This window comes from Acinetobacter sp. WCHA45, assembly GCF_002165255.2.
Taxonomy (GTDB): domain Bacteria; phylum Pseudomonadota; class Gammaproteobacteria; order Pseudomonadales; family Moraxellaceae; genus Acinetobacter.
This window is the reverse complement of the sequence record NZ_CP028561.1, coordinates 1,754,157-1,774,131: the sequence shown is the minus strand read 5'-3', so window position 1 is coordinate 1,774,131 and position 19,975 is coordinate 1,754,157. Positions and strand designations below refer to the sequence as shown.

Genomic DNA, 19,975 nt, shown 5'->3' with positions numbered 1-19,975 from the left:
AAATTATTTAAATAATTGATTTAATTTACTTGTATTGTTTTTTCTCGCATTGGGTTTTGATCCAAAATAAATGTAAAAAATCATTTCACTTTCTACTTTTTAAAAACTAAAGTTTAGCCTTTAAAAAGTAGAACTTTAAAATTAGAACTGATCTTTAAGCGCTCTGATCCTTGCGAAATCTTCGACACTTTCTGTGCGCAAGAACGGATTTGTTTCAAGCTCTAATTCAATTGTACTTGGCAGAGTAATTTGTTCAGCATCTCTCAATGCTTTGACTTCCTTTATGCGTTCTTGTAATGCAACATTCTGAGGTTCAATTGTTAATGCAAACTCTGCATTTGCAAGCGTATATTCATGTGTACAATAAACTTTGGTTTGTATTGGCAACGCAGCTAAGCGATTTAATGAGTGGTACATTTGTTCAGCAGAACCCTCAAATAGGCGCCCACAGCCCATTGCAAATAATGTGTCACCAGAGAAAAGCGTGTCTATTTCTTCAATAAAATAAACAATATGACCTAGTGTATGCCCTGGTGTTGCAATAATTTCAACTTTTAAATCATTAAAGTGAAAATGGTCATTATGTTGCAGTGGATTGGATATAAACGAAATTTTACTGAGTTCATCACGTGGACCAAAAACGGGTGAATTTTGCTCAGCCAATAGACCTTGTACACCATCAGTATGATCTCGATGCCAATGTGTTAACCAGATTTGTTTCAACTCAAGTTGATGTTGTTCGCAAAAATCGGTAACAAGTGCTGCTTCTGTAGGGTCAACTGCTACGACTTCTTGCGTACGAGTATCTTCTAATAACCAAATATAGTTTTTTAAGGCATTTTTTACGTCAATTGCATGAATTTTATAATGCATGGCCGAATCCTAAATCTCTGATTTATGTGGTTATTGATGAATAAAGTATTTGAATAATCAAATCACAGTTAGTTTAAGTGTAAATGTATAAGAGTGCAAAAGCTTGCGTAAGAATTGATACAGAATGCTGACTTTTTAGGGTATATTATGACAGCTTCAATCATCAAGTATTTTTCAGGTTGACAAGTTATACTTTTTCTATAAATATGATATAAAATTTTGATAAATTAATGGTTTATATTCATCTTTGGTGGTGTGAAAATACTTAATTAAAGCTAACATAGTTTAAAAATTAGATTTAACAATATTTAACGAAGTAAAACATTTAAAGATGAAATGAAAAATAAATCATAAGAATACAGTGAGAGCATTATGACTGATTTGGTAGATCATGAGATTGTCGTTATCTTCAAAAAATATTTATATCCTTTGTCTTCCAAACTCACAGAAATGCTGAATGAGCACTTTAGTCATCAAACTGAACGCCGTGGTTGTGGTTATACTCAGGCAACACGTTTGATTGCTGAGTTTGTCTCACAACCCCGTGATATGTTGGGATTCCAAGATTTTCGTATTTTTGAAGACTACGAGGTTAAAGGATTGAAAAACATTTTAAATCAAAGTTCTTCATATTGTTTAGTGTTGGAAACTTGGCGTAATTTGGATATTAATATTGATGTGCAACAATATTTAGAACGTTCTAATTCACAAGATACATTTACTCAGAATTTGCAACAAGAAGTTGATTTTCAAGCGAAGCTTAGAAAAATCCATCAATATGCAGAGCTTGAAAAAAGCATTTTAATTTGCCAATTACTTGCAGATATTATTCTTCCACAAACAATTGATCAAATTGAAATGATTGAGTGTCATTCTCTAGAGGAAAAGCCCAAAGTTGGCTCATGTCCGATGGCAGAAAAATTTTTCTTGCGAATTGCACATCATCGTTTATTGCGACAAGGTGAAATTAATATTTTTGTGGATGATAGCGGTTTACCCATTATGATGGAGAAACTGAATATGGGGGATAATCACTCTTGTATCAGTCTCGTGCCATTGATGATGAATGGGGTGCGCTTACCAGCAGGAAGTCTTTTCTCTGCAAGTTATGAAAGCGATGCGCTGGAAAAGAAGCCTAATAAACAATATAAAGGATATGTGATTCCAATTGCTCAAATGAATGGTTTTTGGTTTTTACGATTAACGACACTGGTTGTTTCGCCAAAAAACCGTGCGCGTGCGTTTGGGTATCATTTTAAACAACAGGTTGATAATGGATTATTTAGACCTGATACCACGGAACTAAGTCAATTGATTGAGATTGCAAAAGATCAAATTTATGTAGGGCATCCATGCTAAAAGCTTGTTATTCACCACGCTATTTTGCAAGAACACATACCAACAGTATGGAAAAACTGACAGCCGTCGCTGATGTGCTGCGAACTCATCAAATGGTTGATTTAATTGATCCAGGTTTAATTGATACTGAGATATTAAAAAAACTACATAACCCAGAATATGTGGAAGCCTTTTTATCGGGAGAATCTGCATTTGCAACCATACAGGGCTTTAAACCGTGGAATGAGCAATTAAGGGACGCAATCCTATCAGTACAGGCAGGGCAGTTGCTTGGCGCTGATATTGCCTTTAAAGAGGGGATTGCGGCCAATATCGCACAGGGTTTTCATCATGCCAGTTATGAGTCTGGTGCGGCATATTGTACCTTTAATGGTTTGGCTCTGGTTGCTAAACAAAATTCTGAAAAACGTATCTTTGTGATGGACTGTGATCAGCATGGCGGAGATGGAACGGCAATATTTACCAATAGACTCACCAATCTGGTCAATTTCGGAATTTTTGGGATTCGTTTTGGTTGTAAAGCTGGTGAACGTAGTTTGACTCGCTATATTCATCCTAAACAGGGTAATTTTGATTTGTATCGCGAAGCAATTTTTGAAGCGTTTCAATATGCCTCACATTGGGAAGCAGAGCTAATCATCTATCAAGCTGGTATGGACTGCCACCAACTAGATAAATATGGTTCAAAATGGTTTACCACTGAGTTGTTATATGAGCGAGATCGCTTAGTTTTTGAAATGGCAAAAAAAATGAAAATTCCATTACTGTTTGTATTGGCGGGTGGGTATCAAGAACTGGATAATTTAGTGCCTTTACATGTTAATACATTCAAAGCTGCAAATGAAATTTACTTTCCTTAAAATAGAAAGGTACAAAAAAAGCCCTCAAAATGAGAGCTTTGTCTGTTGCTGTGATTAGCGTAATTTTGCTAACCAATCACCAAATGATTGAACCAGTTGAACTAAAATTAGCAGTACAATCACGGTTAAAATAACAACACTGGTATCAAAACGTTGATAACCATAGGAAATAGCTAAATCACCGATACCTCCTGCACCAACTGCGCCAGCCATTGCAGTTGCACCAATTAAGGAAATCGTCCCTGTGGTCAGGTTCAAAATTAATGAGCTACGTGCTTCGGGGATAATAAATTTAAAAATGATCTGCCAAGGTGAGGCACCCATAGCTTGAGCTGATTCAATAATACCCTCATTCACTTCAAGTAATGAAGTTTCAATCAATCGCCCTAAATACGGACCTACATAAATGGTGAGGGGAACAATCGCAGCCCAAGTACCAATCGAAGTTCCAACTAATAATTTAGTTAATGGAATCACTGCAATCAGTAAGATGATAAATGGTAAAGAACGTAGTGCATTTACAATTGGATTGAGAAAATAATAGATCGCTCGGTTTTGTAAGATACCACCTGTGCGAGTGACAACTAAAGTTACACCTTGAATCAATCCCCAAATACAACCAAAAAGCAATGAGAAAAAAACCATTTGAAAGGTTTCTTGTAATGCCGTGACGAATTGATCAATTGAAAGGGAACTGTGCCAAAACGGCGCGGAAGCTTCAGTAAGCCATTGTACGATTAAATCTCTCATTGGCTTACTCCTGATTGTTCAACTTTCACGCCTTGTTGCTCAAGAAACTTAATAGCGTCTTGAATAGTCGCTGAATCACCCAAAAGTTGAATAAACATCTGTCCAATCACAGTGCCATTGATTTCAGTCATGTTGGCAAAAAGAATATTTAGGCTCAAATCAAATTGCTTAATCACGGCTTGAATGACGGTTTCTTGAGCAGATGTCCCCAGGAATTGCAGACTATAAATACTATTGTGATGCTTATGTTCAAGGTTATTGAGGATATTAATTGGTAACTGTTGTTGCAAAACTGTTTGAATGAAGGTCTTTGTAGTCGAATGCTGGGGTTGACTAAAAATATTGAGGGTGGGGCCTGTTTCAATCACATGACCTGCTTCCATGACTGCAACATAGTCACAGACTGACTCAATTACATCCATTTCATGGGTGACCATCACAATGGTAATCTTTTGTTCTTTATTAATCTTTTTTAATAGCGCTAAAACGGATTGTGTGGTCTGAGGGTCAAGTGCAGAGGTTGCTTCATCACACAGTAAAATTTTGGGATGGTTTGCAAGCGCGCGGGCGATACCTACACGTTGTTTTTGTCCTCCTGAAAGTTCATCAGGATAGGCATCTTTCTTGTGCTTGAGATCGATGAAATCTAATAGTTCTGCTAGGCGCTTTTCACGATCAGCTTTGTTATGCCCCAATAATTTGAGTGGCATTTCAATATTTTCAGATACTGTTTTAGTTTGCAGTAAATTGAAATGTTGAAAGATCATGCCGATATTTGCACGTTCTTGACGAAGCGTACGCGCATCCATTGCAGTAAAGTCTTTCTGATTGATAATTACCTGTCCCTGCGTTGGGCGTTCAAGCAAATTAATCAAACGAATCAACGTACTTTTCCCTGCACCACTATAACCAATAATGCCGAAGATGCTGCCTTCTGGGATCTCTAAATTAATTTGATCCAGTGCGTTGATCGTTTGACCTTTTAGCTGGTAATGCTTTGAAATATTCTTAAATTGGATCATATCGTCAATACTAAGCAAAAATGAAAAAAACAGGCAAAGTGATTTGCCTGTTTCCTATACAGATTATATTACGAATTTGTTTCTGTGAGATAACTAATAGGTTTATTCACGTCAACTTTCGTACCAGCAAAATGTTCTTGAACATATTTTTTCACCGCTTCAGTGTGATAAAGAGTTCCTAGCTTTTGTAATACAGGATCATTTTTTCTTGAATCAGCTACAGCTAAAATGTTGACATTCAGCTTCGTGCTTTGGTCAATTGGTTCATAAAAGATAGAATCTTTTAGAACATTTAAACCACCTTCCATTGCAAGGGTATTCCCCAATACAATTGCATCAACTTCATCTTTAACGCGTACAGCAGTTGCCATTTGAATTGGTTTAATATCGAGTTTTTTCGTATTTTCGATAATATCGCTTGGTGTGCCTTTTGCTGGATCAAAGTCAGCTTTTAATTTGATCAAACCAGCACTTTGTAATAACAATAACGCACGAGCTTCGTTTGCAGCATCGTTTGGAATTGCGATTGAAGCACCTTCAGCAAACTCTTCAACTTTTTTGACTTTGCTTGAATAGATGCCCATAGGTTCTAAGTACGTCGTTGAAACTGGTGCAATCTTATCTTGATTTGAAGCATTAAAAGCAACAAGGTAAGCATATGATTGGAATGCATTCACATCGACTTCTTTATTTGCTACAGCTGTATTCATAGCTACATAGTCTGTAAAGTTTTTCACTTCAAGCTTGATACCAGCAGCTTTAGTTTCTGGCAAGGTCGCAATAAAACGCCAAATATCTGCATCTGAACCTGTTGATGCCATTACAACGGTTTGTAATCCACCCGCTTCATTTTTTTGTTCTGCTTTGGTGTCAGGTTGTTTACTGCACGCTGCAAGTAATAACACAGACACACTTAAAAAAAGACTAATTAGCTTTTTCATGTGTAAATCCTAATCGGAATAATGCTTAGTAAATAATCCGCTAATGCATTACTAAAGAGCTATAGGGGTCTTGTTACAAAGAGGTGAGTCGGTTCAAAATTTAGCGTTATGAACAGGCGACTGATCGGATTATTTGCAACAACAGAAAATCAAGAACGTTGATCTTAAGGATTTGACTTAAGCATACTGGTTCAATAATTTTCATATCAAATCGAGATTAGCTGATACTTTTCGAGTTAAATTTCATATTCTTATTCATATATAAAAGAATATGTATAAAACTAAAAGTACTCGCCGAAAATTTTGGCAATCATAACAATAATTTGGGTTCTGTTATAGTGTTCTATTTTGTACTTGTGGGTATAAATATATGATTATTAGAAAAATAGTTTAATTTTGGTAAAAGTAAATAAATGATACTTTTGTAGTTTTTTCTAATGGTGGAAATGTCAGATTTTATTGAATTAGTGATATATATTTTTCTGAATTTAATATTTAAATAATGAATAAGGAAATGATTTTTATGCTAATTAAAGAATAAAAAAGCCTTCCGAAGAAGGCTTTTGTTAATTAACCAAAGCTTATTCTGCTTTTTCACGTGCAATTGCGCGATAACCAATATCACTACGATACTGCATACCTGTAAATGTCACTTGACCACATACTTCTAGTGCATTGATTTGAGCTTCTAGAACTGTGTCTCCAAGCGCAGTCACGCAAAGAACGCGACCACCAGCAGTAATCACATGACCATCTTCAGTCGTTGCAGTACCTGCATGGAAGATTTTTGTATCTTCAGGAGATTGTCCAATACCAGAAATCACATCGCCTCTGCGGACTGTATCAGGGTATCCTTCAGCTGCAAGTACGATGCCGATTGATTTGCGATCATCCCATTCAGCTTCTTTTGGAAGATTGCCCGCAATACCCGCTTCAACCAAATCTACTAAAGATGATTTTAAGCGCATCATAATCGGTTGTGTTTCTGGATCACCGAAACGACAGTTAAATTCAATAACGCGTGGTTGACCTTGTTCATCAATCATTAAACCAGCATATAAGAAACCTGTGTAAACATGACCATCTGCTGCCATACCATCAACAGTAGGGCGCATGACTTCATTCATTACACGTTCAAATACTTCTGGTGTAACAACTGGAGCAGGAGAGTAAGCACCCATACCACCCGTATTTGGACCTTGGTCGCCTTCAAAAATACGTTTATGGTCTTGTGAAGTTGCCATCGGTAAAATGTTTTTACCGTCGATCATGCAAATGAAGCTTGCTTCTTCACCTTCGAGGAATTGTTCAATCACAACACGTGATCCAGCATCACCGAATTTGTTGCCCGCTAACATATCATCAATGGCATCAAATGCTTCTTGGTTAGTCATCGCAACGATAACGCCTTTACCTGCCGCTAAGCCATCCGCTTTGATTACGATTGGTGCGCCATGCTGTTCGATATAAGCTTTTGCAGCATCAACTTCAGTAAATACATCATAAAATGCTGTAGGGATGTTATGACGTTTTAAGAAATGTTTAGCGAATGCTTTAGAACCTTCAAGCTGTGCAGCGTACTGAGTCGGCCCCCAGATTTTTAAACCTGCTTCACGTGCTGCATCAACCACACCATTGACTAAAGGTGCTTCAGGACCAACAATAACCAATGCCACATCATTTGCCTTTGCAAATTCGATAATGGCAGGATTATTTAAAATATCGATGTCAACGTTTTGACACTTATCTTCAGTTGCTGTGCCTGCATTACCTGGCGCAACAAAAACTTGTGTTACTTTTGAATCTTGTGCGATTTTCCATGCAAGTGCATGTTCACGGCCACCGCTACCCAAAACTAAAATATTCATTATTAAGTTATTTCCTTTTTCCGTATTTAAGAATATACCTGTTCAGAATAAAAAAGTCCCCCTAGGATGCGATTTAGGTGTCGCAAGAAAGAGGGACTTAGGGGTATTAATGACGGAAGTGACGCATACCCGTGAACACCATTGCAATACCAGCTTCATCAGCGGCTGCAATTGTTTCTTCATCGCGCATAGAACCACCCGGTTGGATAATACATTTAATGCCAGCTTTAGCCGCATTATCAATACCATCACGGAATGGGAAGAATGCATCAGATGCCATGACCGCACCTTCAACCACTAAGCCAGCATGTTCAGCTTTGATTGCAGCAATACGAGCAGAATTTACGCGGCTCATTTGACCTGCGCCTACACCAATCGTTTGACGATTTTTAGCATAAACAATCGCATTTGATTTCACATATTTTGCTACTTTCCAAGCAAAGATAAGATCATCAATTTCTTGTTCGGTTGGTGCGCGTTTAGTTACTACTTTAAGATCATCTTTGGTGATCATACCTAAGTCTTGATCTTGAACTAACAAACCACCATTCACGCGTTTATAGTCAAGTTGAGCGGTACGTGCATCGATTGCAGGAAGTTCACCACAGACTAACACACGTACATTCTTTTTCGCGCCAGTAACTTCAAGTACACCTTCAGCAATACTTGGTGCAATAATCACTTCAACAAATTGGCGATCCACAATGGCCTGTGCAGTTGCAACGTCTAATTCACGGTTGAATGCAATGATGCCACCAAATGCAGATTCAGGATCAGTTGCATAAGCAAGATCATAAGCCGCTTGGATACCATCTAATGAAACTGCAACACCACATGGGTTTGCATGTTTAACGATGACACAAGCAGGTTTTGCAAATGATTTAACACACTCAAGTGCTGCATCTGTATCTGCAATATTGTTATAAGACAATTCTTTGCCTTGTAATTGTTTCGCAGTTGAAACTGATGCTTCTTTAGCATTTGCTTCAACATAGAATGCTGCATTTTGATGAGGGTTCTCACCATAACGCAAATCTTGAGCTTTATTAAGTTGGGTATTGAACGTGCGAGGGAATAAATCTGCTTCACCCTCAGCTTTGCCAACACGAGCACCAAGATAAGATGCAATCATGCCATCATATTGTGCTGTGTGCTCAAACGCTTTTACCGCTAAGTCGAAACGAGTCTCGTAAGAAAGTGCACCATGATCTTTTAATTCAGCAACAACTAAATCATAGTCAGAAGCATTTACAATAATACCCACAGAAGCATGGTTTTTCGCAGCGGCGCGAACCATAGTTGGACCGCCAATGTCGATGTTCTCAATCGCATCTGCAAGTGAGCAATTTGGTTTAGCAACTGTTGCAGCAAATGGATAAAGGTTTACTACCACAAGATCAATTGCATCGATATTGTGTTCTTGCATCACAGCTTCGTCTAGACCACGACGAGCTAAAATACCACCATGAATTTTTGGATGTAGTGTCTTAACACGACCATCCATCATTTCAGGAAAACCTGTATGTTCAGAAACTTCTACTACAGCGATATTGTTGTCTTTAAGCAACTTATATGTACCGCCCGTAGATAAAATTTCTACCCCTAGAGCTGCAAGATTTTGAGCAAATTCAACGATTCCAGTTTTATCGGAAACAGAGATTAAAGCACGTTTGATAGTCATGATTTTAGTCAACAGTTTGAAGTCTACAGATTAAAAATAAAAGGCAAAAAAAATGCCCACGAGAACGTGAGCATTTTATCAATTATTCACTCATTAAACCGTGAGCTTTTAACTTTTTACGTAAAGTTCCGCGGTTAAGGCCTAAAATCTCAGCAGCGCGCGTTTGATTGCCACGAGTGTATTCTAAGACCACAGATAAAAGAGGTTTCTCCATTTCTGCTAAAACCATGTCATAAACTTGAGATGGTTGCTCACCTTGCAATTGTGCAAAATAATGACGAACTGCGCGATCTACATGGATGCGCAGAGCGACATCAGATTGAGCCGTAAAAATAGGAGATTTGCTATTCATGCGTGTTAATCCGAAAAATCAAAATACCACTTGGATAAAGTGATATGTAAATGTGGTCTAAATTACTGAGTCCTGTTTTAGATCCTAAAACAGTGACTCTAAAACAAAGGGACTATTAGCTTGCCACAAATCCTCGATTTGTGTAAAAAATAAGCGTAACAATAGTTAAATATTTGTTACAGCCTACTTTTAAAAACAAAAAAACCAACAATGCGCTTATGTGTTAGAAGCACAGTTCGTTTAACGATTTTATTGTCTATAAATAACGAGGAGTAAGTGGGTTAAGCATTCGTGGCGCGTATCATACCACTGTCTGCGAAAAAGTGAGCAAATTAACTGCACTTTTTTTTATTTTTTTGTCATTTTTCTACGCTTTTAAGGCTGTACAATTTCTAAACTATAATCATCGAAGCTATTTTTACTCTTTGGCACTATAAATTCGAATCTAAAAGGGCTATTCGTTGGGATTCGTTGGATGCTTTTTAAACTATCCACTAAATAATCCTGTGGCTTTAGCGTGATATCGGTGATGACTTCTCCATTTTCTTTTAGAATCACTTTAATAGAGGGGATCACAAGACTATCTTTGTGACGGTTTACTAATACACCCGTGAAGCTTGTTTCATCTTTTCCTACACGTTTAATTTTTACTTTTTCAAAACTAAGAAATTTATATTGTTCATTCTTTATTTTGCACGTTACTACACTGCAAGCATAGTTAAAGATGTGATTCAATGCTGGACTATCATGCATGAGTTTTGGATTGAACCATAAAATCTGAAAAGCAAAAACTAGAATTAATGCAATATTGCCTAATCCCCACAACGTGTAATAAAGCCAGCCATGTTGTTTATGATTTTGTTCATGGTCGATTAATAAGTTATCTTCTGATAAGTTCAAATTAGGCAATGCCGTAACAGGTTCAGTATTAAAGTAATTTAAATTATTTAAATAAGTCAATAAATCAATATTTGAGTTTTCAATTTTCTGATCAAAAATACTCAAAATTTGCATTTGCTTCTCAGCAAAAGAACTATCGGGTTGAATCGAAGAAAATAATGAACGATTTGGTGGTGTTAAGGTCGTGTCAGCCGTTTCAGAATCGATTAGATTCGTTAATGCATTAAAATTAATGATACATTTTGGGCAACAAACCATGCCCTGTGCAACGCTAAGTTGTGAAAGGGTTACTTTATACACGGTTGAGCATTTAGGGCAGCGGGTTTGTTTTTCACTCATAAGGAACAAATTTCTCAAATTGTTGTTTTACGTTTTCCTGAGATGCGACACCAGTTCTCTTCACGTTTTTCGATCTGTAATATATCAAAAAATTCAGAATAAACACTAGAAACATCAGCAACTTGCTCTTCGATTACACCAGCAAGTGCGAATTCACCCTCATTTTTCAATAAAGTTGAGAATTCAGGCGCAAGTGCCATGAGCGGTGCCGCTAAAATATTCGCGACAAGTATATCCGCTTGTTGTTGTTTGAATTCTTGCTCAAACTCTTCAGGTAATCCTACATAAAGACGCTCAAGTACACCATTTAATTCTGCATTTTGTTTTGTAGCCAATACTGCTTGAGGATCGATATCAGTGGCATAAACTTTTTTAGCACCAAGCAATAAAGCTGCAACGCCTAAAATGCCCGAACCACAGCCATAGTCAATGACGATTTTATCTTTTACGTCGGTTTTACCCAACCACTGTAGGCACAAGAAAGTGCTTGCATGGTTACCTGTACCAAAAGCAAGACCTGGATCAAGTTTAATATTTGTTGCATCAGCTTCAGGTGGTTCTAACCACTCAGGTACGATCCAATATTTCTCGCCAATTTGGATTGGTTCGTAATAATCCATCCAGGCACGTTCCCATACCTGATTCTCCAGATATTCATGGCGCATTGGCACATCTGGAAGCTGAGCCCTGAGAAAAGCCTCCAGAGTATCCACATCAATTGGATCATCTTCTTCCTGTTGATAAATACCCGTTACAATAACTTTATTCCAGAGCGGAGTTTCTCCTGGTAAAGGCTCAAGCAATGCCTGATCTTCTGCATCATCCAGCGTTACGCTGACCGCTCCCAAAGAGAGTAACAGGGTTTCGGTAAGTTCAACTTGATGTTGATCAACAGTAATATGAATTTGTAGCCAGTTCACAGGAAAACCTAAATTAATGTATTTGCAGTTATTGTAATGGATTAGCACCCGTTAAAGGGATTATAAAGTAAACAGATTACAATTTTAAGATGAAATATGTTGTGGTCAATTCTATCTATTTTATGGTGTTTTTTATATTTTTAGCTTATTAAAGGATACCTGAAATCGGTATCCTTTAATCCAGTGCTTTAATTAAGGGGCTGTTTGTTCAACATCTGAATCTGCAATAGGTGGTGCTGATTGCATTGGAGGTACATCTACAGGCATAGGAGCACTGGCAGGGCGAGGCGCGGACTGGGTTTGCGACATGCGGCTCTGGGTTTCAGGTGTTGTGCCTGCTGGTGGAGCAGGGGGCTGAAATGAGAGTTTGCCAGCATCATTATTTTCACAAACACCGTTAAAAACCACACCTTTATAGGCAAATGAAACGGCATCACCCTGTTTTTTGCCTTTACACACCTGTTGATACTTCTGTGTTTGTGGGTCTTGAGTGGTTTTGGCATTCGCCTGGGCTGCAACGGTAAAACACAGACCACAAATCAGTGATGAAAGTATAAGCTTTGTGTTCATATCATTGTCCTAAGTATTTGTTATGCATGTTTTAGAATAAGAAATTCATCAAATAAAACAGTGGTGATCAGGTTAAGAATTATGGGGCGATGTGTTAAAAGTGCGATGAAAATGCAACATAACGTTTCTTTTTGTGTATTCAACAGCGATATCAAGTCCTTGCGGATGGCAAGAATATCGACAGTTTTTGTCAACTTAATAGAAAAGTCCTGTATAATACTCTGTCATTTTTTGAATAGACATTTACCACTATGCACTATCCTAAAGTTTACGACGTTATCGTAATTGGTGGCGGTCACGCTGGTACGGAAGCGGCGCTTGCTGCTGCTCGTATGGGAAGACAAACATTATTGTTGACGCATAATATTGAAACTTTGGGGCAGATGAGCTGTAACCCTGCAATCGGTGGTATTGGTAAATCACACCTTGTCCGCGAGATTGATGCACTCGGTGGTGCAATGGCACTTGCTGCGGATAAAGGTGGTATTCAGTTCCGTATTCTCAATTCACGTAAAGGTGCGGCTGTTCGTGCAACACGTGCACAGGCTGACCGTGTTCGTTATAAAGCTGCAATTCGTGATACTTTAGAAAATCAAGCGAATCTAGATATTTTCCAACAAGCTGCGGATGATTTGATTGTTGAAGGCGATACCGTTAAAGGCGTTGTAACCCAAATGGGCATCCGTTTTGATACCAAAACTGTGGTATTGACGACAGGTACTTTCTTGGGCGGTGTGATCCACGTTGGTCTACAAAACTCAAGTGGTGGTCGTGCGGGCGATCCACCGTCAATTGCATTAGCTCATCGTTTGCGTGAACTTAAATTGCCAGTAGGCCGTTTAAAAACAGGTACACCACCGCGTATTGATGCCCGTACAGTTGATTTCTCTGTTATGACGCCGCAGCCAGGTGATTTCCCATCGCCTGTAATGTCATTTATGGGTGATGCATCTATGCATCCTGAACAGGTGAATTGCTATATTACCCACACCAGTGAAAAAACCCATGAAATTATTCGTGGTGGTCTAGATCGTTCACCTATGTATACGGGTGTAATTGAAGGCGTAGGCCCACGTTATTGTCCATCAATTGAAGATAAAATTCACCGTTTTGCTGATAAAGATTCACATCAAGTGTTCTTGGAGCCAGAAGGCTTGGATACCCATGAACTTTATCCAAACGGAATTTCGACTTCTTTACCATTTGACGTACAGTTCAATTTAGTTCGTTCGATCCGTGGTATGGAAAATGCGCATATCTTGCGTCCGGGCTATGCGATTGAATATGACTATTTCAATCCACAAGCATTGAAATTTACACTTGAAACCAAAGCGATTCAAAATCTGTACTTTGCGGGTCAAATCAACGGTACGACAGGTTATGAAGAAGCGGGTGCACAGGGCTTGCTTGCAGGCTTAAACGCTGCACGCCGTGCGTGGGAACAAGAAGAGTGGACACCAAAACGTGATCAAGCTTATATGGGCGTATTGGTTGATGACCTGATTACATTGGGAACCAAAGAACCGTACCGTATGTTTACTTCTCGTGCTGAATATCGTTTGATGTTGCGTGAGGATAATGCCGATCAGCGTTTAACCTCTATTGGTCGTGAGCTTGGCTTAGTGGATGATGAGCGTTGGGCTGCATATAGCGAAAAAATGGAAGCAGTTGAGCGCGAAACTTCTCGTTTACAACATTTATGGGCTGCGCCAAACAATCCAATGGGTAAAAAATTCGTTGAAATGACGGGTGCTGATCTTAGTAAAGAATGTAGTGCGATTGATTTATTGAAACGTCCAAATATCAATTTCAGTCAAATTGCAGAATTAACGGGTTCTGAAGTTTCAGAGCAAGTGGGTGAGCAAATCGAAATTGCGGTGAAATACGAAGGTTATATCAACCGTCAACATGAAGATGTTGCACAATTGAAACGTCTAGAAGAAACCCGAATTCCTGCTGATTTTGAATATGAGGGGATTTCAGGTTTGTCACGTGAAATCACCTTGAAGTTAAAAACAGTTCGTCCAGAAACTTTGGCACAAGCGAGTCGTATCCCAGGTGTGACTCCCGCAGCAGTACAATTATTGATGATCACCATTCGTAAAAACAATATGGCGAAGAAATCAGCATAATTCTTGTATAAAGTTACGTGTTAAAAATACCCTCTTTTTATAAGAGGGTATTTTTTTTTAATTTTGTGCTTAACCATTTATCTATGGGAAATTGAATGAAGAATTGGCTCATTTTATTTATCGCAATTGTTGCTGAAGTGATTGCTACTTCTGCTTTAAAAAGTAGTGAAGGGTTTACAAAGCCGATGGCATCTATTGTTGTTGTACTCGGTTATATGATTGCATTTTATTGTTTATCTCTCACATTGAAAACAATTCCCGTTGGTATTGCTTATGCGGTATGGTCGGGTGTCGGGATTGTCCTCATTACGACTGTAGCTTGGATTGTATTTGACCAGAAACTGGATGTCTGGGGAATTGTTGGCATTGCATTGATTATGAGTGGCGTTCTGGTCCTGAATTTGTTGTCTAAAACAAGTTCGCATTAAACTGGTAAGTCAGTCAAAGCAGAAATTTGAATTGCTTGTAATCAGACAGGAAAATCAAAGGCACTCACAAAAAATGTAAATGTAAGTGCCTGAATGGCTTACTCCGTCACTTCAACGGTAACGCTATAGGTGTAGCTTTGAGCAACAGGTGGTTTGGTATTGTCACTATTCGCTTCTGGATAAGTCGCGGTAATTAAATAAATGCCTGCTTCGCTAAATTTAATCTCGACTTCACCTTTTGCATTGGTTTTCACGTGCGGTTGTTCACGTTTAGCATTGGGTTGATAGCTGCTCGCACCTTTAAAAACATCAACTTCTAAGTTAGGAACAGCTTTGCCATCCATTAAAACTTGTGCTTTAAGTGATTCACCAGCAAATAATTCATTTGGGTGTGTTAAAAACTTAAATTCAAAACCTTTATTTTCAACTTGTGGAATTGGGCTTGGTTTGCCTTTTGTCACAAAGCTTTCAGCAAGATAATAGTTTGTTGTTTGAAGTGTTTTTGCATTAGCCGTGATTTGATCCTCTGTCACAAAACGTGGTGGTTGGCTTGCTTGCTGAGGTGCTTTTTGTTCAGCATTTGCTTGAGGTTGCATAGGTGCAGCATTTGCAGGTCGTGATGGACGAACACGTAACCAACGCCCATCAACTTGAGCATATTTGGTTGGATTACCAGTCGCTTCTTTTGTGCGAATGCGATAGGTACCATCATTGGTTAAATTGAATTCAGCGATATTAAACTTTTTCAGTTCAGCTGCTGCATTGAAAGATTCAGTTTTACCTTCAGGCGTTGTGACTTGATAGCTGGTTTTAAAATTTCTACTTGCGACAAAGAATTTTTCTACTGTAATACCACTTTGAAAGCTCACACTGTCAGATTTGCTATCGAAGACTTCAGGCAGTAAAAATGGGCTGGCAGTATGAGCAAAACTCAAGGTTGGTAACAGCGCGAGTAATCCAGTCGTAATCAAATGACGCATGAAAAATTCCTTAAAAGAGAAATATACAAAATGCAAAAGATTTGCCACAATCTACTTGATAACGAGTATCAATTGCAATATTATTTCGATAAATTTTTAATCGTCATGTTCAAAAACTAAGTTGATGATTAAAAAGTTATTCTTCTCTTTTAACTTAAGTTTTTATGCAGATTAATATTATTGATTTTATTGAAAAATTTGATCAAATTATATCGTAATCTAAGTTAAGTATTGAGATAGAAGAAGAGCATTACTTTAATTGAGCGACCAGTAGATTTTATGTAAATCTTGGAAAATGGAATCCCCGTATGTCATCAACTCAACAAATTTTTCGTCCAATACAGATAATTTTTCGTTTATCTCCGTTGATGGCTGCGTTAACAGTTTTGATGTCCCCATTTACGGCGACTCAAGCAGATGAACTAAGTATAAATATAAAAGATGCACATCAATTATCCGCGCCAATCCAATTACCAAGTTATCGTTTTCATCAAGATCATGTGCTAGGCACATCTTTAGATGTTGTTGTCACAACGACCCAGCAACAAGATGCAGAAAAAGCTTTACAAGCAATTCAAACAGAAATTGCGAGGCTTGATCAGATTCTTTCTGTTTGGCGTGCTGATAGTGAAATCAGCCAATTAAATCGTGAGCAGCAAATTTCGGCTTCATCTGAGCTTTATGATGTTATCGCAGCTTGTGAACAGTGGCGCAGTGCAACGTGTGGCGGTTTTGATGCACGTTTGGGGCAATTGATCCAATTATGGGAAAATAGCAATCAAGTCCAACGCTTGGATAACAATACTCAAGAATCTTTATTTCGACAGTTACAGACGCAAAGTATTGAACTGAATCCTGTAACCAAGCAAATTAAAACAGCATCAGCTATTAAAATCGCCCCTGATGCTTACGCTAAAGGCTATGTGATTGACCGTGCTTTGTTAGCAGCTAAACAAGCAGTGCCACATTTACAAGGTATTCTGATTGATATTGGTGGCGATATGCGTGTATGGGGGCAATCACCTCAACAAGCGGGTTGGAAAGTTGGTGTACAAGACCCAAATGAACGTTTTGATAATGTTGCACCAACTCAGGTACTCAACCTGAAAGATCAAGCTGTAGCTTTTAGTGGTCAAGGCTATCGTGGGTTCGCAGATCAATCACATTTGTTAAATCCACATACAGGACAACCGATTCAAAACGTTGAACAATGTGTTGTGGTTGGACAATGTGCTGCTGATTCAGATGCTTTAGCAACAGCATTAACCGCAATGCCTGCGCATGAAGGGATGCAACTGATTGAACAACTCGTCGGTTATGAAGCTCAACTTGTTGCAACTGACGGCACACGTTATCAAAGTTCAGGCTGGTCATCATTATTAGATGCCAATCAACCTGCTCTAATGCGTCATGTTGCGGCGAATGGCGCAGCAACAGCTTGGCCAAAAGGCTACCAAGCTCAGTTAGAAGTGAATATTCCAAAGATCGCAGTAGACAACTACCGTGCACCTTATGTGTCAGTTTGGGTTACAGATAGCAATAAAATGATTGTGCGTACACTGGCTGTTTGGGGGAAAGATGAGAAGTGGATTAACTCTAACTATGTTTGGTGGCGTCGATATGGTCGTCAAATGCCAAACTTAGATGCTGTTGCAAAACCTTCACGTCAACCAGGACAGTATAAGTTGGCTTGGGATGGTAAAGACGAAGCGGGTAAAATAGTGAATGCAGGTAAATATATTATCCATATTGAAACCTCGCGTGAGCATGGTGATCATTCTTATCAAACCATTGAATTAAATGTCACACCAAAAGCTGCAACACAAACGCTGCCTGCTCAAGCAGAAATTGGTACAGTTAAATTGAATTTCCAACGTGGTGCTTAATTTCTAGCATCACTCCATTTATGAGGCTAGTCCCTTGTATCAACGCCGTGATTTTTACCGCCATGCACGGTATGTGCATGGTTGGCTTTCTGCCTTTGCCTTTATCGTTTTGATCTTCTTTGCTGCTACAGGTTTATTTCTCAATAATCCTGATTGGTTTAAATCAAAAAATGAAGAGCAAACCACCACATTCACTTTACCGCCAACACTGGTTGCGTCTCTGCAAAAACAAGAGAATCCAAGCCAAAGTATTGTGGAATACGTTCGTTCGAAACAGCCTTTGATTGGTCGTTATAAAAGTAGTGAAGTGCTAGACGGTGAGGTCATGATTCGTCTCGAAAGCCCAGCAGGTTCAACAGACTTATGGGTGTTGCTCGACAATGGTGATGTTGAGATAACGCAGAAACCAGCCACCACTGTTTCATTATTGAATGATTTGCATCGTGGCAAAAACGTTGGAACAGCTTGGCATTGGTTAATTGATATTAGTGCGATCATCATTATTTTATTATCTTTGGCAGGTTATATTCTGTTCCTGACCATTAAAACCCGTTTAGTGACACATCTGCTTTTAACGGCATGTAGTTTATCTGCAATTATTTTGCTCATTTGGTCTGCCATTTAAGGGTGAAAGGATGACTCAAGCTGTACTGACGATTATTGTGATATTGGCAATATTATTGAGTCTACATCTTTTTATAATTGTTTGGTTATTATGGCAACAAGGTCATGCGAAGCAAAAAACGAATCAAGATCATCCTGCTTATTTAGTGGTGTATGCCAGTCAATCGGGGCATGCTGAATCTTGGGCAAATCACACCGCTGAACAATTGCGTTTAATTGATCATCGCACTGCAATTCGAAATATTCAAGAACTGAGTATTACTGATTTAACGAAACATCAACGTATTTTATGGGTGGTGAGTACCTATGGAGAAGGGGATGCACCTGATGCAGCCCAGTCATTTGTCCATAAAATTCTTTCCCAATCTTTAGATTTATCGCATTTGTCATTTTCAGTGCTTGCATTGGGTGATCAACGTTACTCGAATTTTTGTCAGTTTGGGAAAACACTAGAACAATGGTTATTGAAGCAACAAGCTCAAGCTCTATTTCCAATAGTTTGTGTGGATCAGCTCAATAGTCGTGATTTAGAACAATGGTTGCTTGGCTTGGAGCAGTTAACCAGCACTCAATTTTCAGCGCTATCTATTGAAAAAGAGCATGTAGAATTAAAGTTTGCTCATCGCCAATGCTTGAATAGAGGCAGTATTGGGGAAGCAATTTATAAAATCCAATTAATTCCTGAACAAGATTTGGTTTGGTCATCAGGCGATATTTTAGAAATTCAATGTGAAAATAATACGATTGATATTCAGAATTTTTTAGTAGCACAACAGCAAGAAGATGCAGTGGATTTCATACCTCAACTGCGCCGCTTAAATTTAAGAAAATTACCACCTCGCGCATCACTTTCATTTGCTGAATGGATTACACAATTTGAATCCTTAGCTCAGCGTGAATATTCGATTGCTAGTTTGCCTGAAAACGGTTTAATTGAATTGGTGGTGAGACAGCAACAGACTGAATCAGGTTTAGGACTAGGCTCAGGTTGGTTGACAGTGGGGTTGGAGCAAGACCAATCGCTGCAAGCCAACATACGTCATAATCCAAGTTTTCACTTAGTTCATGATGATCGACCACTGATTTTAATTGGCAATGGTACGGGAATCGCAGGTCTAGTTGCACATTTACGCCAACGTGAGCATTGGGGATATAGACGGAATTGGTTGATTTTTGGTGAAAGACAGCAGCAGTTTGATCATTTGTACCAAACAGAGATTCGCTATTGGCAGCAGCATGGTTTTCTGGAGCATGTGGATTATGCTTTTTCACGTGATCAGGCTGAAAAAGTCTATGTGCAAGATTGTCTAAGAAAACAATCGGTTCAATTACAAGCATGGATTGCACAAGGCGCAGCGATATATGTCTGTGGTAGTTTACAAGGCATGGCGAGCGGTGTTGATCAAGCACTAAAAGAGATTCTAGGGTATGAACAGGTAGAACAGCTTAAGCAGCAACAGCGTTATCAACGCGATGTGTATTAAGACGTT

18 protein-coding genes are annotated in these 19,975 nt (G+C 38.7%); 7 read left to right on the top strand and 11 right to left on the bottom strand.

Annotation, left to right across the window (positions count from 1 at the left end):
* Positions 1-141 precede the first annotated feature (141 nt).
* The gene (gloB, locus tag CDG55_RS09950) at positions 142-873 is read right to left on the bottom strand and encodes a hydroxyacylglutathione hydrolase (protein WP_087536067.1); all 732 of its coding nucleotides are present in this window, start codon (positions 871-873) and stop codon (positions 142-144) included.
* A gap of 372 nt (positions 874-1,245) precedes the next feature.
* On the opposite strand from gloB, the gene CDG55_RS09945 reads away from it, so the two are divergent.
* Together CDG55_RS09945 and CDG55_RS09940 are read left to right on the top strand one after the other, a co-directional pair.
* The gene (locus CDG55_RS09945) at positions 1,246-2,232 is read left to right on the top strand and encodes a hypothetical protein (protein WP_087536068.1); all 987 of its coding nucleotides are present in this window, start codon (positions 1,246-1,248) and stop codon (positions 2,230-2,232) included.
* Positions 2,226-3,092 (top strand): histone deacetylase, encoded by an 867-nt coding sequence (locus tag CDG55_RS09940; protein WP_087536069.1) that lies wholly within the window; start codon positions 2,226-2,228, stop codon positions 3,090-3,092. Before CDG55_RS09945 ends, CDG55_RS09940 begins: the two co-directional genes overlap by 7 nt.
* Positions 3,093-3,146: 54 nt before the next feature.
* On the opposite strand, the gene CDG55_RS09935 is transcribed toward CDG55_RS09940, so the two are convergent.
* The 9 genes from CDG55_RS09935 to CDG55_RS09895 all read right to left on the bottom strand — a co-directional run bounded on the left by CDG55_RS09935 (position 3,147) and on the right by CDG55_RS09895 (position 12,435).
* A complete protein-coding gene (locus CDG55_RS09935; protein ID WP_004661291.1) occupies positions 3,147-3,842 on the bottom strand; it encodes a methionine ABC transporter permease in 696 nt (231 codons plus the stop codon).
* Positions 3,839-4,864: a methionine ABC transporter ATP-binding protein gene (locus tag CDG55_RS09930; protein ID WP_005161062.1), complete on the bottom strand. Its 1,026-nt coding sequence runs from the start codon at positions 4,862-4,864 to the stop codon at positions 3,839-3,841. The genes CDG55_RS09935 and CDG55_RS09930 overlap by 4 nt, the downstream gene beginning before the upstream one ends.
* Before the next feature lie 68 nt (positions 4,865-4,932).
* Entirely contained in the window at positions 4,933-5,805 is an 873-nt protein-coding gene (locus CDG55_RS09925; protein ID WP_087536070.1) for a MetQ/NlpA family ABC transporter substrate-binding protein, read from the bottom strand.
* A gap of 581 nt (positions 5,806-6,386) precedes the next feature.
* The gene (gene purD, locus CDG55_RS09920; protein WP_087536071.1) at positions 6,387-7,673 is read right to left on the bottom strand and encodes a phosphoribosylamine--glycine ligase; all 1,287 of its coding nucleotides are present in this window, start codon (positions 7,671-7,673) and stop codon (positions 6,387-6,389) included.
* A 106-nt stretch (positions 7,674-7,779) separates the two neighbouring features.
* Entirely contained in the window at positions 7,780-9,354 is a 1,575-nt protein-coding gene (purH, locus tag CDG55_RS09915; protein ID WP_087536072.1) for a bifunctional phosphoribosylaminoimidazolecarboxamide formyltransferase/IMP cyclohydrolase, read from the bottom strand.
* An 82-nt stretch (positions 9,355-9,436) separates the two neighbouring features.
* Entirely contained in the window at positions 9,437-9,706 is a 270-nt protein-coding gene (gene fis / locus CDG55_RS09910; protein ID WP_001086304.1) for a DNA-binding transcriptional regulator Fis, read from the bottom strand.
* 375 nt (positions 9,707-10,081) lie between these two features.
* On the bottom strand, positions 10,082-10,945 hold the full coding sequence (locus CDG55_RS09905) for a DUF3426 domain-containing protein (RefSeq protein ID WP_087536073.1): 864 nt from the start codon (positions 10,943-10,945) through the stop codon (positions 10,082-10,084).
* 14 nt (positions 10,946-10,959) lie between these two features.
* Positions 10,960-11,865 (bottom strand): 50S ribosomal protein L11 methyltransferase, encoded by a 906-nt coding sequence (gene prmA / locus CDG55_RS09900; RefSeq protein ID WP_087536074.1) that lies wholly within the window; start codon positions 11,863-11,865, stop codon positions 10,960-10,962.
* Between the two features lie 192 nt (positions 11,866-12,057).
* Positions 12,058-12,435, bottom strand: a complete 378-nt coding sequence (locus tag CDG55_RS09895) for a hypothetical protein (protein WP_087536075.1) — start codon at positions 12,433-12,435, stop codon at positions 12,058-12,060.
* Between the two features lie 251 nt (positions 12,436-12,686).
* On the opposite strand from CDG55_RS09895, the gene mnmG reads away from it, so the two are divergent.
* The gene (gene mnmG / locus CDG55_RS09890; protein ID WP_087536076.1) at positions 12,687-14,567 is read left to right on the top strand and encodes a tRNA uridine-5-carboxymethylaminomethyl(34) synthesis enzyme MnmG; all 1,881 of its coding nucleotides are present in this window, start codon (positions 12,687-12,689) and stop codon (positions 14,565-14,567) included.
* 95 nt (positions 14,568-14,662) lie between these two features.
* Positions 14,663-14,995, top strand: coding sequence for a DMT family transporter (locus CDG55_RS09885; RefSeq protein ID WP_087536077.1), 333 nt, complete (start codon positions 14,663-14,665; stop codon positions 14,993-14,995).
* Positions 14,996-15,093: 98 nt separating this feature from the next.
* Here the strand turns inward: CDG55_RS09885 and CDG55_RS09880 are convergent, their stop codons facing one another.
* Positions 15,094-15,975 (bottom strand): DUF4198 domain-containing protein, encoded by an 882-nt coding sequence (locus CDG55_RS09880; RefSeq protein ID WP_087536078.1) that lies wholly within the window; start codon positions 15,973-15,975, stop codon positions 15,094-15,096.
* A 308-nt stretch (positions 15,976-16,283) separates the two neighbouring features.
* Here CDG55_RS09880 and CDG55_RS09875 point away from each other — a divergent pair, with 308 nt between their 5' ends.
* From CDG55_RS09875 to CDG55_RS09865, 3 genes are read left to right on the top strand one after another with little or no spacing between them, the layout of a single operon-like run.
* Positions 16,284-17,861 carry a DUF2271 domain-containing protein gene (locus CDG55_RS09875; protein WP_087536079.1) on the top strand — a complete coding sequence of 526 codons (1,578 nt, stop codon included), beginning with the start codon at positions 16,284-16,286 and terminating at the stop codon, positions 17,859-17,861.
* 34 nt (positions 17,862-17,895) lie between these two features.
* Positions 17,896-18,486 (top strand): PepSY-associated TM helix domain-containing protein, encoded by a 591-nt coding sequence (locus CDG55_RS09870; protein WP_087536080.1) that lies wholly within the window; start codon positions 17,896-17,898, stop codon positions 18,484-18,486.
* A 10-nt stretch (positions 18,487-18,496) separates the two neighbouring features.
* Entirely contained in the window at positions 18,497-19,969 is a 1,473-nt protein-coding gene (locus CDG55_RS09865; protein ID WP_087536081.1) for a sulfite reductase subunit alpha, read from the top strand.
* The last annotated feature ends 6 nt before the right edge of the window (positions 19,970-19,975 follow it).

Coding starts and splice junctions, on each gene's coding strand:
- CDG55_RS09940 (WP_087536069.1), top strand. CDS start 2,226: ATGCTAAAAGCTTGTTATTCACCACGCTATTTTGCAAGAACACATACC.
- gloB (WP_087536067.1), bottom strand. CDS start 873: ATGCATTATAAAATTCATGCAATTGACGTAAAAAATGCCTTAAAAAAC.
- fis (WP_001086304.1), bottom strand. CDS start 9,706: ATGAATAGCAAATCTCCTATTTTTACGGCTCAATCTGATGTCGCTCTG.
- purH (WP_087536072.1), bottom strand. CDS start 9,354: ATGACTATCAAACGTGCTTTAATCTCTGTTTCCGATAAAACTGGAATC.
- CDG55_RS09930 (WP_005161062.1), bottom strand. CDS start 4,864: ATGATCCAATTTAAGAATATTTCAAAGCATTACCAGCTAAAAGGTCAA.
- mnmG (WP_087536076.1), top strand. CDS start 12,687: ATGCACTATCCTAAAGTTTACGACGTTATCGTAATTGGTGGCGGTCAC.
- CDG55_RS09875 (WP_087536079.1), top strand. CDS start 16,284: ATGTCATCAACTCAACAAATTTTTCGTCCAATACAGATAATTTTTCGT.
- CDG55_RS09945 (WP_087536068.1), top strand. CDS start 1,246: ATGACTGATTTGGTAGATCATGAGATTGTCGTTATCTTCAAAAAATAT.
- CDG55_RS09865 (WP_087536081.1), top strand. CDS start 18,497: ATGACTCAAGCTGTACTGACGATTATTGTGATATTGGCAATATTATTG.
- CDG55_RS09885 (WP_087536077.1), top strand. CDS start 14,663: ATGAAGAATTGGCTCATTTTATTTATCGCAATTGTTGCTGAAGTGATT.
- CDG55_RS09905 (WP_087536073.1), bottom strand. CDS start 10,945: ATGAGTGAAAAACAAACCCGCTGCCCTAAATGCTCAACCGTGTATAAA.
- CDG55_RS09925 (WP_087536070.1), bottom strand. CDS start 5,805: ATGAAAAAGCTAATTAGTCTTTTTTTAAGTGTGTCTGTGTTATTACTT.
- CDG55_RS09880 (WP_087536078.1), bottom strand. CDS start 15,975: ATGCGTCATTTGATTACGACTGGATTACTCGCGCTGTTACCAACCTTG.
- CDG55_RS09935 (WP_004661291.1), bottom strand. CDS start 3,842: ATGAGAGATTTAATCGTACAATGGCTTACTGAAGCTTCCGCGCCGTTT.
- purD (WP_087536071.1), bottom strand. CDS start 7,673: ATGAATATTTTAGTTTTGGGTAGCGGTGGCCGTGAACATGCACTTGCA.
- CDG55_RS09895 (WP_087536075.1), bottom strand. CDS start 12,435: ATGAACACAAAGCTTATACTTTCATCACTGATTTGTGGTCTGTGTTTT.